Origin of the sequence: Limnohabitans planktonicus II-D5 (assembly GCF_001270065.2) — a bacterium.
Taxonomy (GTDB): Bacteria; Pseudomonadota; Gammaproteobacteria; order Burkholderiales; family Burkholderiaceae_C; genus Limnohabitans_A; species Limnohabitans_A planktonicus.
On record NZ_LFYT02000041.1, the window covers coordinates 1 to 21,821 of the forward strand.

At 60.9% G+C, this 21,821-nt stretch carries 19 protein-coding genes; 9 read left to right on the forward strand and 10 right to left on the reverse strand.

Annotated elements, in window-relative coordinates; genetic code table 11:
* Positions 1–554: 554 nt before the first annotated feature.
* The gene (locus tag H663_RS39355; protein WP_053173462.1) at positions 555–1,328 is read right to left on the reverse strand and encodes a FadR/GntR family transcriptional regulator; all 774 of its coding nucleotides are present in this window, start codon (positions 1,326–1,328) and stop codon (positions 555–557) included.
* 2,531 nt (positions 1,329–3,859) lie between these two features.
* On the opposite strand from H663_RS39355, the gene H663_RS39360 reads away from it, so the two are divergent.
* A complete protein-coding gene (locus H663_RS39360; protein ID WP_053173463.1) occupies positions 3,860–5,530 on the forward strand; it encodes an FAD-dependent oxidoreductase in 1,671 nt (556 codons plus the stop codon).
* Positions 5,531–5,541: 11 nt separating this feature from the next.
* The gene (locus H663_RS39365; RefSeq protein WP_053173670.1) at positions 5,542–5,814 is read left to right on the forward strand and encodes a DUF2783 domain-containing protein; all 273 of its coding nucleotides are present in this window, start codon (positions 5,542–5,544) and stop codon (positions 5,812–5,814) included.
* A gap of 126 nt (positions 5,815–5,940) precedes the next feature.
* Here H663_RS39365 and H663_RS39370 read toward each other — a convergent pair whose 3' ends face one another.
* The 9 genes from H663_RS39370 to H663_RS39405 form a co-directional block, all read right to left on the reverse strand.
* Positions 5,941–7,152, reverse strand: coding sequence for a multidrug effflux MFS transporter (locus tag H663_RS39370; RefSeq protein ID WP_053173466.1), 1,212 nt, complete (start codon positions 7,150–7,152; stop codon positions 5,941–5,943).
* A 54-nt stretch (positions 7,153–7,206) separates the two neighbouring features.
* Complete coding sequence (gene metW, locus H663_RS39375; protein WP_053173468.1) at positions 7,207–7,791, reverse strand: methionine biosynthesis protein MetW; 585 nt, start codon at positions 7,789–7,791, stop codon at positions 7,207–7,209.
* The gene (gene metX, locus H663_RS39380) at positions 7,788–8,933 is read right to left on the reverse strand and encodes a homoserine O-succinyltransferase MetX (protein ID WP_053173470.1); all 1,146 of its coding nucleotides are present in this window, start codon (positions 8,931–8,933) and stop codon (positions 7,788–7,790) included. The genes metW and metX overlap by 4 nt, the downstream gene beginning before the upstream one ends.
* A gap of 232 nt (positions 8,934–9,165) precedes the next feature.
* Positions 9,166–9,369: a hypothetical protein gene (locus tag H663_RS41420; RefSeq protein ID WP_133240076.1), complete on the reverse strand. Its 204-nt coding sequence runs from the start codon at positions 9,367–9,369 to the stop codon at positions 9,166–9,168.
* A complete protein-coding gene (locus H663_RS39385; protein WP_053173472.1) occupies positions 9,348–9,773 on the reverse strand; it encodes a barstar family protein in 426 nt (141 codons plus the stop codon). Before H663_RS39385 ends, H663_RS41420 begins: the two co-directional genes overlap by 22 nt.
* 29 nt (positions 9,774–9,802) lie before the next feature.
* Positions 9,803–10,216, reverse strand: coding sequence for a guanyl-specific ribonuclease (locus tag H663_RS39390; RefSeq protein ID WP_053173475.1), 414 nt, complete (start codon positions 10,214–10,216; stop codon positions 9,803–9,805).
* A 153-nt stretch (positions 10,217–10,369) separates the two neighbouring features.
* Positions 10,370–12,673, reverse strand: a complete 2,304-nt coding sequence (locus tag H663_RS39395; RefSeq protein WP_053173477.1) for an NADP-dependent malic enzyme — start codon at positions 12,671–12,673, stop codon at positions 10,370–10,372.
* Between the two features lie 200 nt (positions 12,674–12,873).
* Positions 12,874–13,479: an MOSC domain-containing protein gene (locus H663_RS39400; RefSeq protein ID WP_083451213.1), complete on the reverse strand. Its 606-nt coding sequence runs from the start codon at positions 13,477–13,479 to the stop codon at positions 12,874–12,876.
* 7 nt (positions 13,480–13,486) lie between these two features.
* Positions 13,487–14,875, reverse strand: coding sequence for an aminopeptidase P N-terminal domain-containing protein (locus H663_RS39405; RefSeq protein ID WP_053173481.1), 1,389 nt, complete (start codon positions 14,873–14,875; stop codon positions 13,487–13,489).
* A 297-nt stretch (positions 14,876–15,172) separates the two neighbouring features.
* Between H663_RS39405 and H663_RS39410 the strand changes: the two genes are divergently transcribed.
* From H663_RS39410 to H663_RS39440, 7 genes are all read left to right on the forward strand, one after another.
* Positions 15,173–15,730 carry a glutathione peroxidase gene (locus H663_RS39410; RefSeq protein ID WP_053173483.1) on the forward strand — a complete coding sequence of 186 codons (558 nt, stop codon included), beginning with the start codon at positions 15,173–15,175 and terminating at the stop codon, positions 15,728–15,730.
* Positions 15,731–15,738: 8 nt separating this feature from the next.
* A complete protein-coding gene (locus H663_RS39415; protein WP_053173672.1) occupies positions 15,739–17,037 on the forward strand; it encodes an NAD(P)/FAD-dependent oxidoreductase in 1,299 nt (432 codons plus the stop codon).
* Positions 17,034–17,807: a DUF1365 domain-containing protein gene (locus H663_RS39420; protein WP_053173485.1), complete on the forward strand. Its 774-nt coding sequence runs from the start codon at positions 17,034–17,036 to the stop codon at positions 17,805–17,807. Before H663_RS39415 ends, H663_RS39420 begins: the two co-directional genes overlap by 4 nt.
* Positions 17,808–17,824: 17 nt before the next feature.
* Entirely contained in the window at positions 17,825–19,057 is a 1,233-nt protein-coding gene (locus H663_RS39425; RefSeq protein ID WP_420844068.1) for a class I SAM-dependent methyltransferase, read from the forward strand.
* Positions 19,058–19,131: 74 nt separating this feature from the next.
* Positions 19,132–19,782: a chalcone isomerase family protein gene (locus H663_RS39430; RefSeq protein WP_240620590.1), complete on the forward strand. Its 651-nt coding sequence runs from the start codon at positions 19,132–19,134 to the stop codon at positions 19,780–19,782.
* On the forward strand, positions 19,779–21,158 hold the full coding sequence (locus H663_RS39435) for an MFS transporter (protein WP_053173489.1): 1,380 nt from the start codon (positions 19,779–19,781) through the stop codon (positions 21,156–21,158). Before H663_RS39430 ends, H663_RS39435 begins: the two co-directional genes overlap by 4 nt.
* A gap of 33 nt (positions 21,159–21,191) precedes the next feature.
* A complete protein-coding gene (locus H663_RS39440; protein WP_053173491.1) occupies positions 21,192–21,785 on the forward strand; it encodes a DUF3833 domain-containing protein in 594 nt (197 codons plus the stop codon).
* Positions 21,786–21,821 lie beyond the last annotated feature (36 nt).

The window sequence follows — 21,821 nt, forward strand, 5'->3', positions numbered from 1 at the left end:
CATCTCGGCGCCAACCCTTCAAGGTTGTCAGAGGAACATTCAGTTCAACTGCAACGCTGACCAGAGTTTGATCGCCGCGCTCGCGAGCCTTACGCAATGATTGTTCAATAAATTCAGTGGGATACGGAGCATGTTTCATTATTTATCGCCTCAGCGGAGAGTCCGCTTGGAAAAAGAAGAGAGGCGACAACTAGTCTGACACAGGGGGGAACCGCCCGGTGCGGACCCGCATGCCGGGTGGTGTGGCAGGGGTGCCTCCTACCGGAGGCCCCCTATGCCGATATTCACCCTAAACGCCCGCTGCAGGCCCAGTCGGTCAATCCATCATGTGTCGGGGTCTTCGACCACCGACCTACGAATGCATCCCCGTAGTTCGGCACTCGAAGAGTCCGACGTTTTTTGATTCACCCCAAACGCCCGCTGCAGGCCCTGTCGGTCAATCCATCATGTGTCGAGGTCTTCGACCACCGACCTACGAATGCATCCCCGTAGGTCGGCACTCGAAGAGTCCGACGTTTGCCCGATGGGGCACCCACAACTCATGCACGAAGCGCTTACTTGCGCAGACCCTTGATCAGCGGTTGCGCCAGGCGTTCGCCTTCTTGTTGCCAGAACGTCGGGTCGGCTTGCTGGATGCGCACGATGGCATTGCCCATGTGGGCTGCGGCGGCTTGGCGGGCGGCGCTGGGATTGCCGGCTTCGACGGCTTGCAAGATGGCTTGGTGTTCGGTTTGCACTTCGGCGGCAAAGTCCACGCGGCGCGCTTCGTTGGCGCGTGTGACTTGCGTGGCCCCGTGCAAGAACTGTCCGAGGTATTCGAGGGTCTGGATCAAAAACGGGTTGCACGCCGCGTCGGCAATGGCGCGGTGAAATTTCACGTCTTCGGCCACCCCATTGCCGCCTTCTTTGACGGCCGTGTCCAAAGCCTTGGCGGCTTGACGAATGGCGTGCAGGTCGCTCTCGCTGCGCCTTTGTGCGGCCAGTGCTGCAACCTCGGCTTCCAGGGCGCGACGCACTTCGACCATTTGCACCACGGCGTCTTTTGAGGCGGCGTGGCGGGCTTCAAAATTGAGCGGTGCAAAGGGTTGCTGTTGGCTGACAAACACGCCGCTGCCCTGGCGTGATTCGACCAGACCCAGGGATTTCAGGCGCGAGACGGCTTCACGCACGACTGTGCGGCTGACTGCAAACTGCTCGACCAGGCGCGCCTCGGTGGGCAGTTTGTCGCCGGGCAAAAGGCGTCCCTGGCGAATTTCGGCGGCGAGTTGTTCGCCCACTTGGTCAGACAATCGGGCGCCGCTGGTGACGGGGGTGAAGTGGTGGCTCATGACTTGTCATACAAAAGACAAGTTGCCAAGCATAGCCGTAACGGGACGGCTGCGTGTGCCACGCGCTGCACTTGTGGTGTGCGTGGCGTTCTGCGGGCCACTGACTTTCGGTGAGTTGGTATGTGTTGGTCGGCAGCTTCAGCTCCGACGGTGGTGGTTAGGCGCAGGCACTTGTCGGGGCTGAAGCCACCGACCTGCGGGGATGCGGTATTTGTAGGTCGGCAGCTTCAGCTCAGACGGTGGTGGTTCGGCGCAGGCACTTGTCGGGGCTGAAGCCACCGACCTACGGGGATGCGGTATGTGTAGGTCGGCTAGCTTCAGCTCCGACGGTGGTGGTTCGGCACAGGCACTTGTCGGGGCTGAAGCCGCCGACCTACGGGGATGCGGTATGCGTGTAGGTCGGTAGCTTCAGCTCCGACGTTGGTGGTTCGGCACAGGCACTTGCCGGGGCTCAAGCCACCGACCTACGGTGAGTTGGTATGTGCAGGTCGGCAGCTTCAGCTCCGACGTTGGTGGTTCGGCACAGGCACTTGTCGGGGCTGAAGCCACCGACCTACGGGGATGCGGTATTTGTAGGTCGGCAGCTTCAGCTCCGACGTTGGTGGTTCGGCACAGGCACTTGCCGTGGCTGAAGCCGCCGACCTACGGGGATGCGGTATGTGTAGGTCGGCAGCTTCAGCTCCGACGGTGGTGGTTCGGCACAGGCACTTGTCGGGGCTGAAGCCGCCGACCTACGGTGAGTTGGTATGTGTAGGTCGGCAGCTTCAGCTCCGACAGCGGTGGTTCGGCACAGGCACTTGTCGGGGCTGAAGCCACCGACCTACGGGGATGCGGTGAGCGTGTAGGTCGGTAGCTTCAGCTCCGACGTTGGTGGTTAGGCGCAGGCACTTGTCGGGGCTGAAGCCGCCGACCTACGGGGATGCGGTATGCGTGTCGGCAGCTTTATCTCCGACGTTGGTGGTTTGGCGCAGGCACTTGTCGGGGCTGAAGCCACCAACCTACGGGGATGCGGTATGCGTGTAGGTCGGTAGCTTCAGCTCCGACGTTGGTGGTTCGGCACAGGCACTTGCCGTGGCTGAAGCCGCCGACCTACGGGGATGCGGTATGTGTAGGTCGGTAGCTTCAGCTCCGACGGTGGTGGTTCGGCACAGGCACTTGTCGGGGCTGAAGCCACCGACCTACGGGGATGCGGTATTTGTAGGTCGGCAGCTTCAGCTCCTACGGTGGTGGTTCGGCACAGGCACTTGTCGGGGCTGAAGCCACCGACCTACGGGGATGCGGTATTTGTAGGTCGGCAGCTTCAGCTCCGACGTTGGTGGTTCGGCACAGGCACTTGCCGTGGCTGAAGCCGCCGACCTACGGGGATGCGGTATGTGTAGGTCGGCAGCTTCAGCTCCGACGGTGGTGGTTTGGCGCAGGCACTTGTCGGGGCTGAAGCCACCGACCTACGGGGATGCGGTATGTGTGTAGGTCAACAGCTTCAGCTCTGAAATCGGTGGTTCGGCACAGGCACTTGTCGGGGCTGAAGCCGCCGACCTACGGGGATGTGGTATGCGTGTAGGTCGGTAGCTTCAGCTCCGACGGTGGTGGTTTGGCGCAGGCACTTGTCGGGGCTGAAGCCGCCGACCTACGGGGATGCGGTATGTGTAGGTCGGCAGCTTCAGCTCCGACGTTGGTGGTTTGGCGCAGGCACTTGTCGGGGCTGAAGCCACCGACCTACGGGGATGCGGTATTTGTAGGTCGGCAGCTTCAGCTCTGACGGTGGTGGTTAGGCACAGGCACTTGTCGGGGCTGAAGCCACCGACCTACGGGGATGCGGTATTTGTAGGTCGGCAGCTTCAGCTCAGACGGTGGTGGTTCGGCGCAGGCACTTGTCGGGGCTGAAGCCACCGACCTACGGGGATGCGGTATGTGTAGGTCGGCAGCTTCAGCTCCGACGTTGGTGGTTCGGCACAGGCACTTGTCGGGGCTCAAGCCACCGACCTACGGGGATGCGGTATGTGTAGGTCGGCAGCTTCAGCTCCGACGTTGGTGGTTCGGCACAGGCACTTGTCGGGGCTGAAGCCGCCGACCTACGGGGATGCGGTATTTGTAGGTCGGCAGCTTCAGCTCCGACGTTGGTGGTTCGGCACAGGCACTTGCCGGGGCTGAAGCCGCCGACCTGCGAGGATTCGGTATGCGTGTAGGTCGGTAGCTTCAGCTCCGACGGTGGTGGTTTGGCGCAGGCACTTGTCGGGGCTGAAGCCACCGACCTACGGGGATGCGGTATGTGTAGGTCGGCAGCTTCAGCTCTGACGGTGGTGGTTTGGCGCAGGCACTTGTCGGGGCTGAAGCCGCCGACCTACGGGGATGCGGTATGTGTATGTCGGCAGCTTCAGATCCGACATGGATGGTTCGGTGCAGGCACTTGTCGGGTCCAAGTTGCCGGTTTACAACTTCGTTTAAAATTACGGATAGGTAAATCCATTTATCTATAGTAAATTATCGGCTGTTGCACCAGAGGGTGCTTTTCAAAAGATCGGAGACCGTTCATGGGTGCTTACATCAACCCGATTTATCCCTACAAGTCGCCAGCTGACTTGATGTCGACGCCACCGCAGCGTAAACCGTTGATCGTCATTGGCGCGGGACCCGTGGGCCTGGCTGCTGCCATTGATGCCCGCTTGCAGGGCCTCGACGTGCTGGTGCTGGATGACGACAAGACCGTGTCGATCGGCTCGCGGGCGGTGTGCTATGCCAAGCGTTCGCTGGAAATTCTGGACCGATTGGGCATTGCCGACGAGGCCTGCGGCTTGGGCGTGAGCTGGAACATCGGCCGCACTTTTTTGGAAGAAGACGAGGTTTACCAGTTCAACCTGGTGCCCGACGCGGGCCACAAGCGCCCCGGCATGATCAATCTGCAGCAGTACCACGTTGAGGAAATGCTGATTGCACGCGCACTCGAATTGGGAGCCGACATCCGCTGGCAGCACAAAGTGACCGCCGTGACGCGCCATGACGATCACGCCACGCTCACGGTGGAAACGCCCGAAGGCACGTTTGACATCGAAGCCGACTGGCTGGTGGTGGCCGACGGCGCACGCAGCCCGATTCGCCGCCATTTGGGGCTGGACATTGAAGGCCGCGTGTTCCAGGACCGCTTCTTGATCGCCGACGTGATCATGAAAGCCGACTACCCGGCCGAACGCTGGTTCTGGTTTGACCCGCCGTTTCACCCCAACCAAAGCGTGCTGCTGCACAAGCAAAGCAACAACGTCTGGCGCATCGACTTTCAGCTGGGCTGGGACGCCGACCCCGAAGAAGAAAAGAAGCCCGAAAAAGTCATCCCGCGCCTGAAGGCCATGCTGGGCGATGAGCGGCCGTTTGAGCTGGAGTGGGTCAGCATCTACACCTTCCAGTGCCGCCGCATGACCGATTTCCGCCACGGCCGCGTGTTGTTTGCGGGCGACGCGGCGCACCAGGTCTCGCCCTTTGGCGCACGCGGGGCCAACTCGGGCTTTCAGGATGTGGACGATTTGATGTGGAAGCTGGGCTTGGTGATCAAGGGCCAGGCCAGCGAGAAACTGCTCGACACCTACGCGCACGACCGCCAGTTTGCGGCGGACGAGAACATCATGAACTCGACCCGCTCGACCGACTTCATCACGCCCAAGAGCCGCACCAGCAAGACCTTTCGCAACCAGGTGCTGGCGCTGGCCAAGCACCACCCGTTTGCGCGCAAGCTGGTCAATTCGGGCCGCCTGTCGGTGCCCTCTTTCCTGACCGGCTCGGTGCTGAACACGCCAGACGCTGAAGCGTTTGAAGGCAATATGGTGCCCGGTGCACCGATGGACGATGCGCCCGTGCAAGTGGACGGGCAAGACGCTTGGCTGCTCAATCAGGTGGGTAATGGTTTTGCCGCACTGTTGTTTGTCGATGCTGCGCCCGATGCCCAAACCTTGGCCGCGATGCAGGCTTTGCGCCAAGGGCCTGTGAAAGTGGACACCTTGATCGTCTCGGCCACGCCTTTGCAGGTGGAGGGTGCCAAGGTGCTGGTGGATGCCCAAGGGTGGATGGCCAAGCGCTATGACGCCAAGCCAGGCACCACTTACCTGCTGCGCCCGGACCAGCATGTGGTGGCCCGCTGGCGCATGTGGTCGGCAACAGCCATACAGACAGCGTTGAAACACGCGACAGGCCAAACCGCCATGGGCGAGGCTTGAGGAGGATGAACATGAGCACGACGACAAACATCAGCACGAGCACCACAGCCGCTGCGACATCGACGCTGATCACGCAGCCCAATTTTCATGAAGCCGGTCGCCGCTTCTTCCGCGATTTTTCGCCCGGTGACGATTTTTATGAAAACCTGATCGACGCCCACAACGGTCTGAGCGACGAGCAAAGCGAGGCGCTCAACGCCCGCCTGATCTTGCTTCTGGCCAATCACATCGGGGATTTGAAAGTGCTGCGCGAGGCGCTGCAGGCGGCGCGGGCAGGGGCTTGAGCGTAAGCAGTTGAAGGGTGTTTGTAGGCGCTTTCCCTGCACGCGAAAGCCTGCGGACCACAAGCGCGCAATCGCCAGCAGGGCTGGCTCCGACCACGGAGCGTCCGTGGCGATGCCGTGCAGCCTTCAGCGCCGGTGCAGCCACCACTGTGCGCACGCGGCCACAAGGCTGAACGCGAGCATCATCCAGCCCAGGTTCACGGCACCTTCATGGCTGACCAGTCCGACCAGATAAGCGCCTGTGGCACCTGTCAGTTGCTGCATCAGGCCCGCCACTGCGGCGGCTGAGCCTGCCAGCGCAGGCACCACGCCCACCGTGCCTGCCAGCGCAGGCGGGTTCAGCAGGCCATGACCAAAGCCCAAAAGCAGCAAGGGCAGGGCCACGGCCAGTGGATTTTTCAGGCCCGCCAGGCCCAGGGCCAGCATGATCACCAGACCCGTGAGGGTGAACACCTGGCCTGCGGCCATCATGCGGCGCTCGCCCATGCCTTGAATCAAACGCGAGGTCATGAAGTTGCCCACGATGTAGGAGATGGGCACGGCCATGATGAACCAGCCAATGCCGTCGGGGCCAATGCCATAGCCCTTGAGCACGATGGGCGCGCCGCCCAGGAACACATAAAAGGTGGCCGTGGTGGCGGCGAGGATGACCACATAGAGCAGGAAACGCGGCTCACGCATCAGACGTCGGTAAGCGCTGAGCATGGCGCGCAGCCAGTGGCTGTCGCTGGCTGCGTGGGGCTTGCTGGCGGGCAGGCCTTGCCAGGCGGCGATGGCCAGCAGCGGTGCGAGCACAGCCAAAAGCACGAAGTTGGCCTGCCAGCCCCAACGCACATGGATTTGCCCACCGAGCAAAGTGGCCAACGGGGGAATCAGGCCCAGTGACATGCCCACATAGGCCATGACCCGGGTGCGTTGGTGCCCTTGAAACAGGTCTTGCACCAGCGAGCGACCGATCACCATGCTGGCGGCGCAGCCTGCGCCTTGCAAAATGCGCGCGGCCGTGAGCCAACGGATGTCAGTCGCGAACACGGCCAGCCCAGAGGCCACGCCCGCAATCACCAAGCCCACCAGCAGGATGGCCTTGCGGCCATGCCGATCGGACAGGGGGCCATAGACCAGTTGCAAGCCGCCATAGGCCACCACGTAGCCGCTGAAGGTCAGCTGCACATGGGACTGGTCGGTGGCGAAGAGGGTGCCCCATTCCTGCATGGACGGCAGGCACAAGGTCATGGCCAGCAGGCCAAATGCCATCTGGGCCAACAGGTTGGCGATCAGCCAGGGGGAGTGGCTGTGGGCATGGGCGGGGTGATCGGTGTGCGAGGCAGAAATGGTCATGAAAGGCAAGAGAGGGTGGGGCACATGACCGACAAAATCAGCCCGGAAGAAAGCTCAGCGGCGTTGCAATTTGAACACCGCCGTGCCGGCCATCAGGTTGGGTAAATACCGCACTTCATGGCCGTGTTGCAAACCAAACGCGTCGAGGACCCGCAGGTCGTTTTTGCGGGCCAGGTCCGCAAAGTCGGCGTAGGTGCCTACGCGAATGTTGGGTGTGTCATACCACTGGTAGGGCAGGCGCTTGGTCACCGGCATGCGGCCACGCAGCACGCTCAGGCGGTTGAACCAGTGCGCAAAGTTGGGGAAGGCCACGATGCCGATCTTGCCGACGCGGGCGGTCTCGCGCAGCATCACCTCGGCGTTGCGCAGGTGTTGCAGGGTGTCGATCTGCAGCACCACATCAAAGGACTGGTCGGCAAAAACCTTCAGGCCCTGGTCCAGATTCAGTTGCAGCACATTCACGCCGCGCTGCGCACAGGCCAGCACATTGGCGTCATCGAGTTCGACGCCGTAGCCGGTGCAGCCGTTGTGCTTTTGCAAATAGGCGAGCAAGGCACCGTCGCCGCAGCCCAGGTCAAGCACGCGTGCGCCTTGGGGCACCAGGCGAGCAATGGCTTGCATGATCAGCGGGTCGCTCATGCGGCATCTCCCAGGCTGTTGGCGATCTGGCCGAAGTAGGCCCGCACCACGTTCAGGTAGCGCGCGTCGTCGAGCAAAAAGGCGTCGTGGCCGTGCGGGGCGTCGATCTCGGCATAGCTCACGTCGCGGCGGTTGTCGATCAGGCCTTTGACGATTTCGCGGCTGCGTGCAGGCGAAAAGCGCCAGTCGGTGGTGAAGCTCACCAGCAGGAATTTGCAGATGGCGCGTTCCAGCGCTTTGGACAGGTCGCCGCCAAAGGCGCGGGCCGGGTCAAAGTAGTCGAGCGCTCGGGTGATCAGCAAATAGGTGTTGGCGTCAAAGTACTCGCTGAACTTGTCGCCTTGGTAGCGCAGGTAGCTTTCGATCTGGAATTCCACGTCTTGTGTGGAGTATTTGTAGCCCGTGTCGCTGTTGACGGCGTTGCGCAATTCACGGCCGAACTTCTCGTTCATCACGTCGTCGCTGAGGTACGTGATGTGGCCGATCATGCGGGCGATGCGCAGGCCACGCTTGGGCACCACGCCGTGCGCGTAAAAGTGGCCGTTGTGAAAGTCCGGGTCGGTCACGATGGCGCGGCGCGCCACTTCGTTGAAGGCGATGTTTTCGGCGTTCAGATTGGGGGCGCTGGCCACCACCACCGCGTGTTTCACGCGCTCGGGGTATTGCAGCGTCCAAGACAGCGCCTGCATGCCGCCCAAACTCCCGCCCATCACGGCGGCCAGTTGTTCAATGCCCAGCGCGTCCAGCAAGCGAGCCTGGGCGTTGACCCAGTCTTCGACGGTGACCACAGGGAAGTCGGCACCGTACACAAGGCCCGTGTCGGGGTTCACATGCATGGGTCCGGTGGAGCCAAAGCAGGAGCCCAAGTTGTTCACACCGATGACAAAAAAGCGGTCGGTGTCCAGCGGTTTGCCCGGGCCGATCATGTTGTCCCACCAGCCCAAGTTGTTCGGCTGGTCGGCATATACGCCCGCCACATGGTGCGAGGCGTTGAGCGCATGGCACACCAGCACGGCGTTGGATTTGTCGGCGTTGAGCGTGCCGTAGGTCTCGTAAGAGAGGGAATAGCCACGGATCGACGCGCCGCTTTGCAAGGGCAAGGCGGCGTCGAACGGCATGGTTTGTGACTCGGCGATCAACATCGACTGTGTACGGTTCCAAAAAGCAAAAACCCGGCATCGCATTCAGCGGGGCCGGGCTTCAAAGGGAATGAAACACACGCCATTTAGCTGAATTTCGGGACTCTGAGGTCCCGGCGCCCGCAATCGGGTTCAAATCGGCGCAGAGGCACAGTATAAATCCATGCGGACCAAAAAAAAGCCCGTCGCAAGGACGGGCTGGATGCCATCCGGGCTGGTTCGGCCCGGATGATCGTCAGGCGGCTGCGAGCCAGTAACCTGCGTTGAAGGGGCTGCTCATGCGCAGCGCCAGGGGCGAAACGTCCACCAGTTTGTCGGTGGGCATTCTTTCGCCGTCTTCGACCGATTCGGCCATCACGGCGACTTCGGTTTGTGCCTCATTCGCCCGTCCTGCTTGGCTGTTTTGCGCAGAACGGGCTACAGAAAAGAATAGAAGCATCGGAAGGGTATCTTCCGGTCTCCCCAGTAATCGGCTGTGTCGCGGAAGATGTCCAGCAATTGCTCGCGGGCTTCCTTGTCGAACTTGGCGTGTGCGGGAATTTGCTCCAGCACCACGATGAAGCCTGGCTGTGGGCCGGACTTGTGCAAGGGATCGGTCATGCAGTCGTACAAGGCATCAAAGTTTTTGCCAAAGTGCGAGGGCAATGTGAATTGCGCACCAATGAGGTCCAACACGTCTTGTTTGCTCTGGGCTTCAGCCAGGTTGGCGTACAAAAAGTGATGGCCCAGGCCTTGGGCGGCATCTTGCAAGTCGCTCACGCGGTAAGCGCGGATCGACTGCACGATGTTGGACCGCACGCCCTTCAAGGGCGCCTCTTGGTCATGACGAATCGGCGTGTCCATCTCCGTGGTCTTTCTTTAAAGCTAAAAAATCAGTTTTTGTCGACGATCATGCGAAAACTCGCGTAATGGTCTGAGGTGTAGTAACAGGCTTTGGGTTCTTGCGGGACGGGTCCGCCGCAGACGATGCGGCGAGCCCCTCGGTTGCGTGAGCCGGGTGTCCTGACGGTGTATTCGCGGTAAAACCCTCGCGCCTCGCGGGGCAGGATGCGCTCACGATTGCCAAAAACCGTACCGTCCTTTTCGTAGCGGAAAGGACCACCCTTGCGGATGAGTTGGTAGGTTTCCTGGCCTTCATGTGGCAAATCTTGCACCGACAGAGTCGATAAAGTTTGCGCTTCTGGGGTTGAACGAGAATGCACCGAAACAGTGCATGCCATCATTGCCAAGCCCATCAAAACTGCTGTACAGCGTTGAAAAAACCCGGTTTTTTGCGCGACCCTCATGAAAACACCTTTCAGGAGATCCGGGTTAACCCGAAAACTCGAAGGCGCTAGTGTGATGCAATTGTCATAAAAATGCAAGTGCTTGTCTGGCGATCAGGCAAACACTTCAGGCAATTGCCCTGTCAAGCGAGCACTTGACAGGGACAGATGTGCTCAGCGCGCAGCGTTGGCGTCGGCCACAGTCAGCGCCGTCATGTTCACAATGCGGCGCACCGTGGTGCTGGGTGTCAGGATGTGCACGGGTTTGGCGGCACCCAGCAAAACCGGGCCTACGGCGATGTTGCCGCCGGCAGCGGTTTTGAGCAGGTTGTAGGCAATGTTGGCGGCGTCAATATTTGGCAAAACCAGCAAATTGGCGTCGCCCATCAAGGTGCTGTTGGGCATGATGACCTTGCGCGAGGCGGCGTCGAGGGCCACGTCGCCGTGCATTTCGCCATCCACTTCCAGCCAGGGCGCGTTTTGACGCAGCAGGTCCAGCACTTCACGCATTTTCACCGCGCTGGGCTGGTTGGACGAGCCAAAGTTGGAGTGCGAGAGCAGGGCTGCCTTGGGCTGGATACCGAAACGGCGCATTTCTTCGGCGGCCATGACGGTGAATTCGGCCAGTTGCGCGGCCGTCGGGTCGTAGTTCACATGGGTGTCGACCATGAAGACTTGACGGCCCGGCAGCATCAAGCCGTTCATGCAGGCGAAGGTGTTGACGCCCGCACGCTTGCCAATGACCTGGTCAATGTAGTTCAGGTGCATGGGGTTGGTGCCCCAGGTGCCGCAAATCATGCCGTCCACATCGCCTTTGAGCAGCAACATGGCACCGATCAAGGACAAACGTCGGCGCATCTCGATTTTGGCCATCTGTTGGGTGATGCCCTTGCGCTCGGTCATGCGGTGGTAGGTTTGCCAGAAGTCGCGGTAGCGCGGGTCCATCTCGACGTTGACCACGTCGTAGTCCAGCTCTTCTTTCAGGCGAAGGCCAAATTTTTCAATGCGCTCGGCGATCACGGCAGGTCGACCGATCAGCGTGGGGCGGGCAATGCCTTCATCCACCACGATCTGGGCAGCACGCAGCACGCGTTCTTCTTCGCCTTCGCTGTAGGCGATGCGCTTTTTCAGGGCGCGTTTGGCAGCCGTGATGATCGGCTTCATCATGGTGCCTGACGCGTACACAAAGCCTTGCAGGCGGTCGCGGTAAGCGTCCATGTCGGCAATCGGGCGCGAAGCCACGCCGCTCTCCGCTGCGGCCTGGGCCACGGCCGGGGCGATTTTCATCATCAAGCGCGGGTCAAAGGGTTTGGGGATCAGGTACTCGGGGCCAAACGCCAGCGGCTCGCCCACATAGGCTGCAGCCACCACTTCGCTTTGCTCGGCCTGGGCCAGCTCAGCAATCGCGTGCACGGCGGCGATTTCCATCTCCAGCGTGATGGTGGTCGCGCCGCAGTCGAGTGCGCCCCGGAAGATGTAAGGGAAGCACAGGACGTTGTTGACCTGGTTGGGGTAATCGGTGCGGCCCGTGGCCATGATGGCGTCGTCGCGCACGGCTTTCACATCGGCGGGGTCGATTTCGGGGTTGGGGTTGGCCAGCGCAAAAATCAGCGGCTTGGCGGCCATGGACTGGACCATGTCTTGCTTGAGCACACCGCCTGCCGACAGGCCCAGGAACACGTCGGCACCGGCAATCACTTCACGCAGCGTGCGCTGCTCGGTCTTTTGCACGAACTGGATCTTGTCTTCGTCCATGAGTTCGGTGCGGCCTTCGTAGACCACACCCGCCAAATCGGTGACCCAAATGTTTTCACGCGGAATGCCCAGCTTGACCAACAAACCCAGGCAAGCCAAGGCCGCTGCGCCAGCACCCGAGGTGACCAGCTTGATCTTTTTGGGGTCTTTGCCGACGATCTTCAGGCCGTTCAGAATGGCCGCGCCCACCACGATGGCGGTGCCGTGCTGGTCGTCGTGAAAGACCGGGATCTTCATGCGCTCACGCAGCTTGCGCTCGATGTAGAAGCAATCGGGTGCCTTGATGTCTTCAAGGTTGATGCCGCCAAAGGTCGGCTCCAGCGAGGCGATGATCTCGACCAGCTTGTCCGGGTCTTTTTCGTTGATCTCGATGTCGAACACGTCGATGCCCGAAAACTTCTTGAACAACACGCCCTTGCCTTCCATGACCGGCTTGCTGGCCAGCGGGCCGATGTCGCCCAGGCCCAGCACGGCGGTGCCGTTGGTCACCACACCGACGAGGTTGCCCCGGCTGGTGTACTTGAAAGCGTTGGCTGGGTCTTTGACGATTTCTTCGCAAGGTGCGGCCACGCCGGGCGAATAAGCCAAGGCCAAGTCGTGCTGGTTGACCAGTTGCTTGGTGGGGGCAATGGCGATCTTGCCGGGGGTGGGGAACTCGTGGTATTCGAGTGCAGCTTTGCGCAACTGGGCGCGTTTTTCTTCGGCTTGGACCTTGTTGGTCATTGTTTCGGCTCCGTGGTAGGGATGTGCTGTCAGGGCTGCCGGGATTCAGCAGCCATCATGGATGGCAAAAGATTTGTCAACACCCAGGGCGACAGTCAGACGATATTTTCATTGTAGACCCCTGATTCAATGCTTCGGGCCTGGGTAATGCCTCGCGCAAGTGAGTTGGGTTTTGACTTTTTCGCACAAATGGGGGTGGTTCAGCGCAAATGCTTCCAGGCTTTGTGCTGCAAGGCTTCGGTCACGCGGGTGGAACGTGAGCCCGCCAGCACTTGGCATGTGGCACCGGCTTGCAAAACGCCGGGTTTTTCCACCGCCAAATAAAAGCCACAGCGCCCGCTTTGCACCATGTCTTTGGCGGCCAGGGCGTAGCCCATGACGGCGTTGAACTTGCCGCAGGGCTCGCGTGGCTGGGTGACACGCAAGACCACGTCGCCAAAGTCGAGGCGGTCGCCCATGAAAAGTTCATGTTCGAGCAGGCCTTGCAAGCTCAGGTTTTCACCCAAATAGCCCGGTGCCAAAGCTTCTTCAAACATCGTCGCGCCCTGAGCCTGCCGCTGCGCCTGCCACCAAGGCAAATGTTCTGAAGGCAAGGCGTACACCGCCTTGCTCAGGCCCCCATGCACAGACAAGTCGGCTTGTTCGTCACCGGCCAGGCCCAGCACCCCCACCTCGATGGGACCAGAAACGGTGGTTTTGCCAATGGCCGACACCAGTTTGCGCCCGCCCACCATGAGGGGGCGTACCTGGCCGATTTGGATGGCGAGCAGGGTGCCCGACATACCGGGCGGGGAACTCGGCTGCATGGGCCTTTCAGCCCCGCATCAAGGCTTCGATCTCGTCGGCCTTGACCGGAACGCCACGCGTGATCAGCTCGCAACCCGTGGCGGTCACGATGGCGTCGTCTTCGATGCGGATGCCGATGTTGTGGAATTGCTCGGGCACACCGGGTGCTGGGCGCACATACAAGCCCGGCTCAATGGTCAACACCATGCCCGGCTGCAGAATGCGGCTGGGGCGGTCTTTGATCAACTCGCCGCTCAGCGGATCTTTGCGCTCACTGACCTGGCCCACCTGCGAGGGCTCCACATAGCTGCCGCAGTCGTGCACGTCCATGCCCAGCCAGTGACCGGTGCGGTGCATGTAGAACTGGAAATAGCTGCGGTTGGCGATCACATCCTGGGCGTTGCCGACCTTGTTTGTGTCGAGCAAGCCCACGTCGAGCAGGCCCTGCGCCAGCACGGCCACAGTGGCTTCATGCGGGTCGACAAAACGGGCACCGGCCTTGGTGGCGGCCACTGCCGCGTCTTGTGAGGCCAGCACCAGCTCGTACAAAGCGCGTTGCGGCCCGGTGAATGTGCCGTTGGCCGGGAAGGTGCGGGTGATGTCGCTGGCGTAGCCATCCAGTTCGCAGCCGGCGTCGATCAGCACCATGTCGCCGTTTTGGATCAAGGCCGTGTCGGCGCGGTAATGCAGCACGCAGGCATTGGCCCCGCCCGCCACGATGGAGCCGTAAGCCGGGTACTGCGAGCCGTGCTGGCGGAATTCGTGCAGCAGCTCGGCGTCCAGGTGGTATTCACGCACCTCTTGACCCGCACGCAGCATGGCTGCGCTGCGTTGCATGGCGCGGATGTGGGCGCGGGCGCTGATGGCGCTGGCGCGGCGCATGATGTCTTGTTCGTGCGCGTCTTTCACCAGGCGCATCTCGTCGAGCAAGCTGCACAGGTCGCGCTGCTGCTCGGGGCACAAAGCGCCGTAACGCACACGCGCCCGCACAGACTGCAGCCAGCCGTTCACCAGGCTCTCTAGCCCAGCGTGAATGGCAAAGGGGTACCACACGGTGCTGCGGTTTTCCAGCAACTTGGGCATGTGTGCGGCCATCTCGCCGATGGGCAATGCCCGGTTCACGCCCAAAGCGGCAGGTGCCGCGTCTGGCCCCAGGCGGATGCCATCCCAAATTTCGCGCTCCAGGTCTTTGGGCTGGCAAAACAGCGTGCACTCGCCATCGGCCGTGATCACCAAACTCGCTTGGGGCTCGGTGAAGCCGGTCAGGTAATAAAAGTAACTGTCGTGCCGGTACAGGTAATCGCTGTCACGGTTGCGCTGGCGCTCGGGCGCGGTGGGAATGATGGCGATCCCGCCTGCGCCCAATTGGGCAGCGAGGCGGGCACGGCGTTGGGTGTAGAGGGTGTTGGAGGTCATCGGGCCATTGTAGGAGAGCCGTCTAAACGCCAGTGAGAAGCCAGCCATTTGCCTATTCAATGCACGCACAGAGGCAGGCCTTTGCGCCACCATGAAATGGGTACGACCTGCGAGATGGCATTTTTGACACATTTCAAACTTCAGCGTGCCGGATCAATAAAGAAGGACTGAGCGGGTCGGCGCAAGAGCTTTTTTGGCATATGCACAGTCGTGTCAAAAGGGATTGTGACAAGTGCCATGAATGCGTTTAAACTGAGTAGTCACAAAATGGATTTAAAAGTAAAAATCGATCCCGCCATGCTCCACAGATCCTTGCTATACCTGTTTTTCGTCTTGGCCACGGTGGGCGCACACGCCGCTGCACCATCCTGCCCGGCCTTGCTCAACCACACTGTGGAGCGCTTGCAAGACGAAAAGCCTCAGTCTTTGTGCCAATACAGCGGCAAGGTTTTGCTGGTCGTGAACACGGCCAGCTTTTGCGGATTCACCTCGCAGTACAAAGGACTGGAAGCGCTGCACACCCAGTACCAGAGCAAGGGCTTGGTGGTGCTGGGCTTTCCTTCGAATGACTTTTCGCAAGAAACGGGGAGCAACAAGCAAATTGCCGAGTTTTGTGACAACACCTTTGGGGTGAAGTTCCCGATGTTCACAAAAACCGTGGTTTCAGGGGCCGGGGCCTCACCTTTTTACAAGCAACTTTTGGCAGAATCGGGCCAAAAACCGCGCTGGAACTTCTACAAATACCTGATTGGGCGTGACGGCAAAGTGGTCGACAGCTACAGCAGCATGACCGGGCCAGACAGCAAAAGCTTGATCGCGGCCATCGAAAAATCACTCCAAAAAACTGCACCATGAGCGCACGCATGAAATTGGCCATCGTCGGTTCGGGCATTTCAGGCCTGGCCGTGGCCCACACCCTGAAAGGCCAAGCAGACATCACGGTGTTTGAGGCGGGTCACTATTTTGGTGGGCACACCCACACTGTGGACATCACTTTGCCCACTTCGCAAGGTCCGGTGACGCATGGGGTGGACACGGGGTTTTTGGTGTTCAACGAGCGCACCTACCCGAACCTGATCCAGTTGTTTGAAGACCTGCAGGTGGAAACAGCACCTTCAGACATGTCGTTTTCAGTCAAGGTGCCCGGTGCCTTGGGCGGGCGAGCACTGGAGTGGAGCGGCAGTGACCTCAATACCGTGTTTGCGCAGCGCCGCAATCTGGTCAACCCACGCTTTTGGCGCATGCTGGCCGATGTGCTGCGATTCAATGCGCTGTGCACGCGCATCGCCAAGGCGCAGCGTGAAGCCGAGCTGCAACAGCCTTTGATCGAATTTTTGCGGCAGCACAAATTCAGCGAGGCATTTCGGGACTGGTACTTCCTGCCCATGCTCGGCTGCATCTGGAGCTGCCCCACGGATCAGATGTTGCAGTTTCCCGTGGCCACCATGATCCGGTTTTGTCACAACCATGGGCTGATTCAGGTCACTCAGCGCCCCCAGTGGTTCAGCGTGGTCGGCGGCGCCCGTCATTACGTGGACAAGATTTTGGACGGTGTGCCCGACAAGCGTCTGAACACCCCGGTGCGCCTGATTGAGCGCCATGACGCAGGGGTGCGCATCTTGACCGACCATGGGGCCGAGCCCTTTGATGCCGTCGTGGTGGCCACCCACACCGATCAGGCCTTGGGCATGCTGACTGATCCCAGCCGTCTGGAAAGCGAGGTGTTGGGGGCCATCCGCTACCAGGACAACCATGCGGTGCTGCACACCGATGCCTCTGTCTTGCCCGCCAACGCCAAAGCCTGGGCCGCCTGGAACTATGAACGCGCAGCCAGCGATGACCGCGAATCATCACGCGTGTGCCTGCATTACCTGCTCAACCGCCTGCAGCGCATACCTTTTAGTCAGCCGGTGGTGGTGTCGCTCAACCCTGTGCAAGACATTCGCGCTGACACGATCTTGGGTGAATACGACTATGCGCACCCGGTGTTTGACATGCCGGCCATTGCGGCGCAACAACGCCTGCCCTTGCTGCAAGGCCAGCGCCACACCTGGTTTGCCGGGGCTTGGGCGGGATACGGCTTTCATGAAGATGGGCTCAAGTCGGGCATGCAGGTGGGGCGCGCACTGCTGGACAAAATCAAGGCGGACAAGGGCGCATGAACAACACGGGCGCAATGATTGGATGGGGGCAGGTGCGCCACACACGGCATCGCCCTGCCCATCATGTGTTTGCCTACCCCACGGCTTTTTTGATGTTGCCCATGCGCCAATTGCAAAGCCGTCGGGCTGGCGCTTTGGCGGTGAACCGCCGCGCCTGGTTTGCCTTTCACGATGTGGACCATGGCGATGGCCGCAGCGCCGCCCAAGGCGGTGCTTTGGCCTGGCTGGATGAACTTTTGCAGCGTGAAGGCATTGCCGATGCCAGCGGCGAAGTGTGGTTGCAATGCTTTCCCCGTGTGCTGGGACACGCCTTCAAGCCCGTGAGCTTTTGGTACGCGCAGCGTCAGGATGGCACGCTGGCGGCCATCGTGGCCGAGGTCAACAACACCTTTGGTGAGCGGCACTGCTACTTGTTGCCCGCCCCCCAATATGGCCACACACAGCGGACCGACAAGGTGTTTCACGTCTCGCCGTTTTGCGATGTGCAAGGCCACTACGAGTTTCGTTTCATGCGCACGCAGCACCTGGGTCAGCCCCGGGTCGTGGCGCGTGTCGATCACGCCGACGCCGAGGGCCTGTTGATTCAGACCAGTTGGAGCGGCACGCTCGAGCCGGCGAGCCGCAACGCCTTGCGCCGTGTGATGTGGCGATTTCCGCTGCTCACTTTGGGCGTGGTGTTTCGCATCCATTGGCATGCACTGCGTTTGTGGCTCAAAAAAGTGCCGTTTTGGCGCAAGCCGCAAGCCCCCCATCAATTTGTGACCCGATGACCACAGGAGAGAGCCTTTTGGACAGTACCGCAACCCCCCCTGAGTTGAGCCGGACCTTCAAGCCTGCCAGTTTGCCCAAAGCGGCCCGTCAAGTCATTCGCTGGCTAGAGCGCCTGAAAGTGGGCACGCTGACCCTGCACGGACCGGATGGTTCGCAACAGGTTTTTGGCACGCACCAGGCACCCTTTGCCGCCTTGCACATCCAGCGCTGGGAGGTGTGCGCTGCGGTGCTCAAGTCGGGCGACATCGGATTTGCCGAAGGCTATATGGCCGCCGACTGGAACACCCCCTCATTGCCCGATTTGCTGCGTTTGTTCATTGCCAACCGGCGGGAACTCGAAGGCGCCATTTATGGCCACTGGCTGGGCCGCTTGGCTTACCGCGTCAAGCATTGGCTCAACCGCAACAACCGCACCAACAGCCGCAAAAACATCCATGCCCACTACGACCTGGGCAACGCGTTTTACGAAATCTGGCTGGACAGCACCATGAACTACTCGTCGGCCTGGTTCGATGGGGACAAAACCCAGCCCATGGCCGACGCGCAAAAGGCCAAGGTGCGACGTGCCTTGCGCATGGTCAATGCCCAGCCAGGTGACCGGATTCTGGAGATCGGCTGCGGCTGGGGGGCTTTGGCCGAATCGGCCACCACTGAATTTGGCGCGCACCTGACGGGCGTGACGCTGTCAACGGAGCAACTGGCATTTGCGCAGACACGCATGAAATGGCAGGGCTGCACCGATCGGTCCGATCTGCGCCTGCAGGATTACCGCGACATTCAGGATGCGCCTTTTGATGCCATCTGCTCCATCGAGATGATTGAAGCGGTCGGCCAAGCCTATTGGCCGACCTATTTTCAGACAGTGAGTCGCTTGCTCAAACCCGGTGGCCGGGCGTGTATCCAGAGCATCACCATCGACGACAGCTTGTTTGATCGCTACGTGAATTCGACCGATTTCATCCAGCAATACATTTTTCCGGGCGGCTGCCTGCCCAGCCCCAGCGAGTTTCGCAAGCAGGCGCAGGCCGCTGGCCTGCAGGTGGTCGATGAGCTGAAGTTCGGCCCCGACTACGCCGAAACCCTGCGCCGCTGGCGCGACAGCTTCATGGGCAACTTGAACGATGTGCGTTTGCTCTCATTTGATGACCGCTTTGTGCGCCTGTGGGAGTTTTACCTGGCCTACTGCGAGGCCGCGTTTGACGAGGCGAACATCGACGTCATCCAGTTCACCTTGGTCAAGCCGACCTGACAACCCGGACCACCGCGATGCACCCCTACCCAGACCAACCCCAGGCAGTTCGCCCGCAACGGCACCCTCAGCTCATGCACTCGCCGGTGCACCACATGCACTGCGCACGCGGCGCTGTGTACGCGCAGTCGTGGTCACTTTGGGCTGGGTGGGTACTGGGGGGCGCGTTGCTGTGGTCGGCTTTCAGTGGTGCAAGCTGGGCGCAAGCATCTGGCACGTCCAACACGACCTCCACCACCACGTCAACCGAGGTGAGCAGACCCGAAGTCACCGCCCTCAGTGGCGTCAAGCCCTCTGCCTTGGTGCGTTTGCGGGTCTGGGGGTTTGAGGTGTATGACGCCCGACTGTGGACGCCCTCGGGTTTTCGATACAACGCCTACGCGCAGCAGCCTTTTGCACTGGAATTGCAATACCTGCGGCGGCTGGAGGGGGCGCAGATTGCCAGCCGCTCCATTGATGAAATGCGCCGTGTGGGCAGCTTCACGGATGCCCAGGCACAAACTTGGCTGGCTGAAATGCGCGCCCTATTTCCCAACGTCGGTACGGGTGACCGCATCACCGGCGTGAACCAGCCCGGCCAGGGGGCTGAATTTTGGGTCAACGGGCGGCGTGTGGGCCGGGTCAACGACGCACTTTTTGCGCGCCTGTTTTTTGGCATCTGGCTGGACGAACGCAGTTCGGAGCCAGAGATGCGCACCAAGATGCTGCAAGGCCTGACGCCATGAGTGCCCCCATGGCCTTGCAGCCCCGAGACGAGCGCATGGCTGCAGCCTCATATGGCCTGTTGGGTTTGCCGCTGGCCTTTGTGGCCCTGCCCGTTTATGTGCACTTGCCCAATGTGTATGCCCAGCAATACGGCGTGCCCCTGGCCGCTTTGGGGGCGGTGCTCTTGTTCAGCCGAGGTGTGGATGCCGTGGTCGATCCCTGGCTGGGGCGCTTCGGGGATCGTTTGTACCGTCGCAGTTGGCAGGCCGTTTGGGTGGCCGCCCTGTGCCTGGCCTTGGCGCTGATTTCAGGGTTTGTCGCCTTGTTTTTCCCACCCGCCGAACACCTGAGCACCGCGCAGTTGTTGCTGTGGGTGGCGGGGGCGCTCACGCTCAGCCACCTGGCTTACAGCGGGTTGGGCATCTTGCACCAGGCTTGGGCTGCGCGGCAAGGGGGGGGCGGTTTGGCGCAAAGCCGCTGGGTGGCTTGGCGCGAAGGCTTTGCCTTGGTGGGGGTGTTGCTGGCGTCCGCCTTGCCTGCTCTTTGGGGCTGGCCGCTCACGACCAGTTTGCTGGTGCTTTTGTTGGCCCTGGGCTTGTTGGCCTGGCGGCGCACGGCCGGTTTGGCTGCCGAGCGCGAGCGCCAACAGACGCAATCATCACCCGCCGAGGACCGCGCCGCTGAGCCAGGTGTGAGCCTGTGGCAGCCCTGGAAATACGCAGGTTTTCGCCGTTTGTTGGCCGTCTTCATGCTCAACGGACTGGCCAGTGCCGTGCCAGCGACCCTGGTGCTGTTTTTTGTTCAGGACCGTTTGCAAGCCCCCAAGGCCATGGAGCCCTTTTTTCTGGGCCTGTACTTTGCCGCTGGTGCCTTGTCTTTTCCGGTCTGGCTCAAGGTGATTGGCCGCATTGGTTTGCTCAAGACCTGGGCGCTGGGCATGGGGCTGTCCATCTTGGCATTTGTCAGCGTCATCGGGCTGGGGGCGGGTGACACCAGCGGTTTTTTGGTGGTGTGTGCACTGTCGGGCTTGGCACTGGGTGCCGATCTGACGGTGCCCGGTGCATTGCTCAATCAGCTGATTGACCGCTGTGGTGAACGCGGCCGCAGTGACGGGGCCTTCATGGGGTGGTGGAACCTCGCCACCAAACTGAATTTGGCATTGGCGGCGGGCCTGTCCTTGCCCCTGTTGGGCTTGTGGGGCTATGCCCCGGGCCAACAAGATGAACAAGCTTTGCTGGCGCTGGGCTGGGCTTATGGCGTCCTGCCGTGTGTGCTCAAGTTGCTGGCGGCAGGGGCTTTGTATGTCGCGCTGATGAGGAGCCGCGACCACAGCGCAGGGGCCCAAGTTACTACCCATTCAAAAGGGGTAGAGCTGGATGCGCGCACAAAGGCATGATGCCACCATGAAACTCAACAAGGGAGCCAACACATGAGCACCAATATCGATCGTCGCAACGTTTTGGGTCGTCTGGGTGCTTGCGGCGCCCTGGCCGCCACGCCTTTTCTGTCTGGTTGTGCGGGGCCGCAGGTGCAAAGCTATGCACAAGAAAAGCCGCAACTCGATTTGCGCACTTACTTCAACGGCACCATCGACGCCTGGGGTGTTTTCACCGACCGCAGTGGTCAGGTGGTCAAGCGCTTCACGGTGGTCATGGACTGCAGTTGGCAAGGCGATGAAGGCGTGCTCGATGAAGCCTTTGTGTATTCCGACGGCACAAAACAGCGCCGGATTTGGCGACTCAAAGCGGGTGCAAATGGCGCCTACACCGGCCAGGCCGATGACGTGGTGGGGCAGGCCACAGGGCAAGTGAGCGGCAACGCATTTCGTTGGGGCTACACCCTGGCGCTGCCTGTAGACGGGCGCGTGTGGCATGTGGACTTTGACGACTGGATGTATTTGATGGATTCGCGGGTGATGCTCAACAAAGCCACCATGAGCAAATTCGGCATCAAGCTCGGAGAAGTGACCTTGTCCTTCACTCGCCGCACCCCCTTGCCAGGCTTGACCGGGAATCAGCCATGAACGCCGCGTCGCCTGTCTTGACGCCCAAGGAGACCG

Bases quoted from the DNA above. Each gene is read 5' to 3' on its own strand.
- H663_RS39355 (WP_053173462.1), bottom strand. From the start codon at position 1,328: ATGAGCCACCACTTCACCCCCGTCACCAGCGGCGCCCGATTGTCTGAC.
- H663_RS39360 (WP_053173463.1), top strand. From the start codon at position 3,860: ATGGGTGCTTACATCAACCCGATTTATCCCTACAAGTCGCCAGCTGAC.
- H663_RS39365 (WP_053173670.1), top strand. From the start codon at position 5,542: ATGAGCACGACGACAAACATCAGCACGAGCACCACAGCCGCTGCGACA.
- H663_RS39370 (WP_053173466.1), bottom strand. From the start codon at position 7,152: ATGACCATTTCTGCCTCGCACACCGATCACCCCGCCCATGCCCACAGC.
- metW (WP_053173468.1), bottom strand. From the start codon at position 7,791: ATGAGCGACCCGCTGATCATGCAAGCCATTGCTCGCCTGGTGCCCCAA.
- metX (WP_053173470.1), bottom strand. From the start codon at position 8,933: ATGTTGATCGCCGAGTCACAAACCATGCCGTTCGACGCCGCCTTGCCC.
- H663_RS41420 (WP_133240076.1), bottom strand. From the start codon at position 9,369: ATGCTTCTATTCTTTTCTGTAGCCCGTTCTGCGCAAAACAGCCAAGCA.
- H663_RS39385 (WP_053173472.1), bottom strand. From the start codon at position 9,773: ATGGACACGCCGATTCGTCATGACCAAGAGGCGCCCTTGAAGGGCGTG.
- H663_RS39390 (WP_053173475.1), bottom strand. From the start codon at position 10,216: ATGAGGGTCGCGCAAAAAACCGGGTTTTTTCAACGCTGTACAGCAGTT.
- H663_RS39395 (WP_053173477.1), bottom strand. From the start codon at position 12,673: ATGACCAACAAGGTCCAAGCCGAAGAAAAACGCGCCCAGTTGCGCAAA.
- H663_RS39400 (WP_083451213.1), bottom strand. From the start codon at position 13,479: ATGCAGCCGAGTTCCCCGCCCGGTATGTCGGGCACCCTGCTCGCCATC.
- H663_RS39405 (WP_053173481.1), bottom strand. From the start codon at position 14,875: ATGACCTCCAACACCCTCTACACCCAACGCCGTGCCCGCCTCGCTGCC.
- H663_RS39410 (WP_053173483.1), top strand. From the start codon at position 15,173: ATGCTCCACAGATCCTTGCTATACCTGTTTTTCGTCTTGGCCACGGTG.
- H663_RS39415 (WP_053173672.1), top strand. From the start codon at position 15,739: ATGAAATTGGCCATCGTCGGTTCGGGCATTTCAGGCCTGGCCGTGGCC.
- H663_RS39420 (WP_053173485.1), top strand. From the start codon at position 17,034: ATGAACAACACGGGCGCAATGATTGGATGGGGGCAGGTGCGCCACACA.
- H663_RS39430 (WP_240620590.1), top strand. From the start codon at position 19,132: ATGCACTCGCCGGTGCACCACATGCACTGCGCACGCGGCGCTGTGTAC.
- H663_RS39435 (WP_053173489.1), top strand. From the start codon at position 19,779: ATGAGTGCCCCCATGGCCTTGCAGCCCCGAGACGAGCGCATGGCTGCA.
- H663_RS39440 (WP_053173491.1), top strand. From the start codon at position 21,192: ATGAGCACCAATATCGATCGTCGCAACGTTTTGGGTCGTCTGGGTGCT.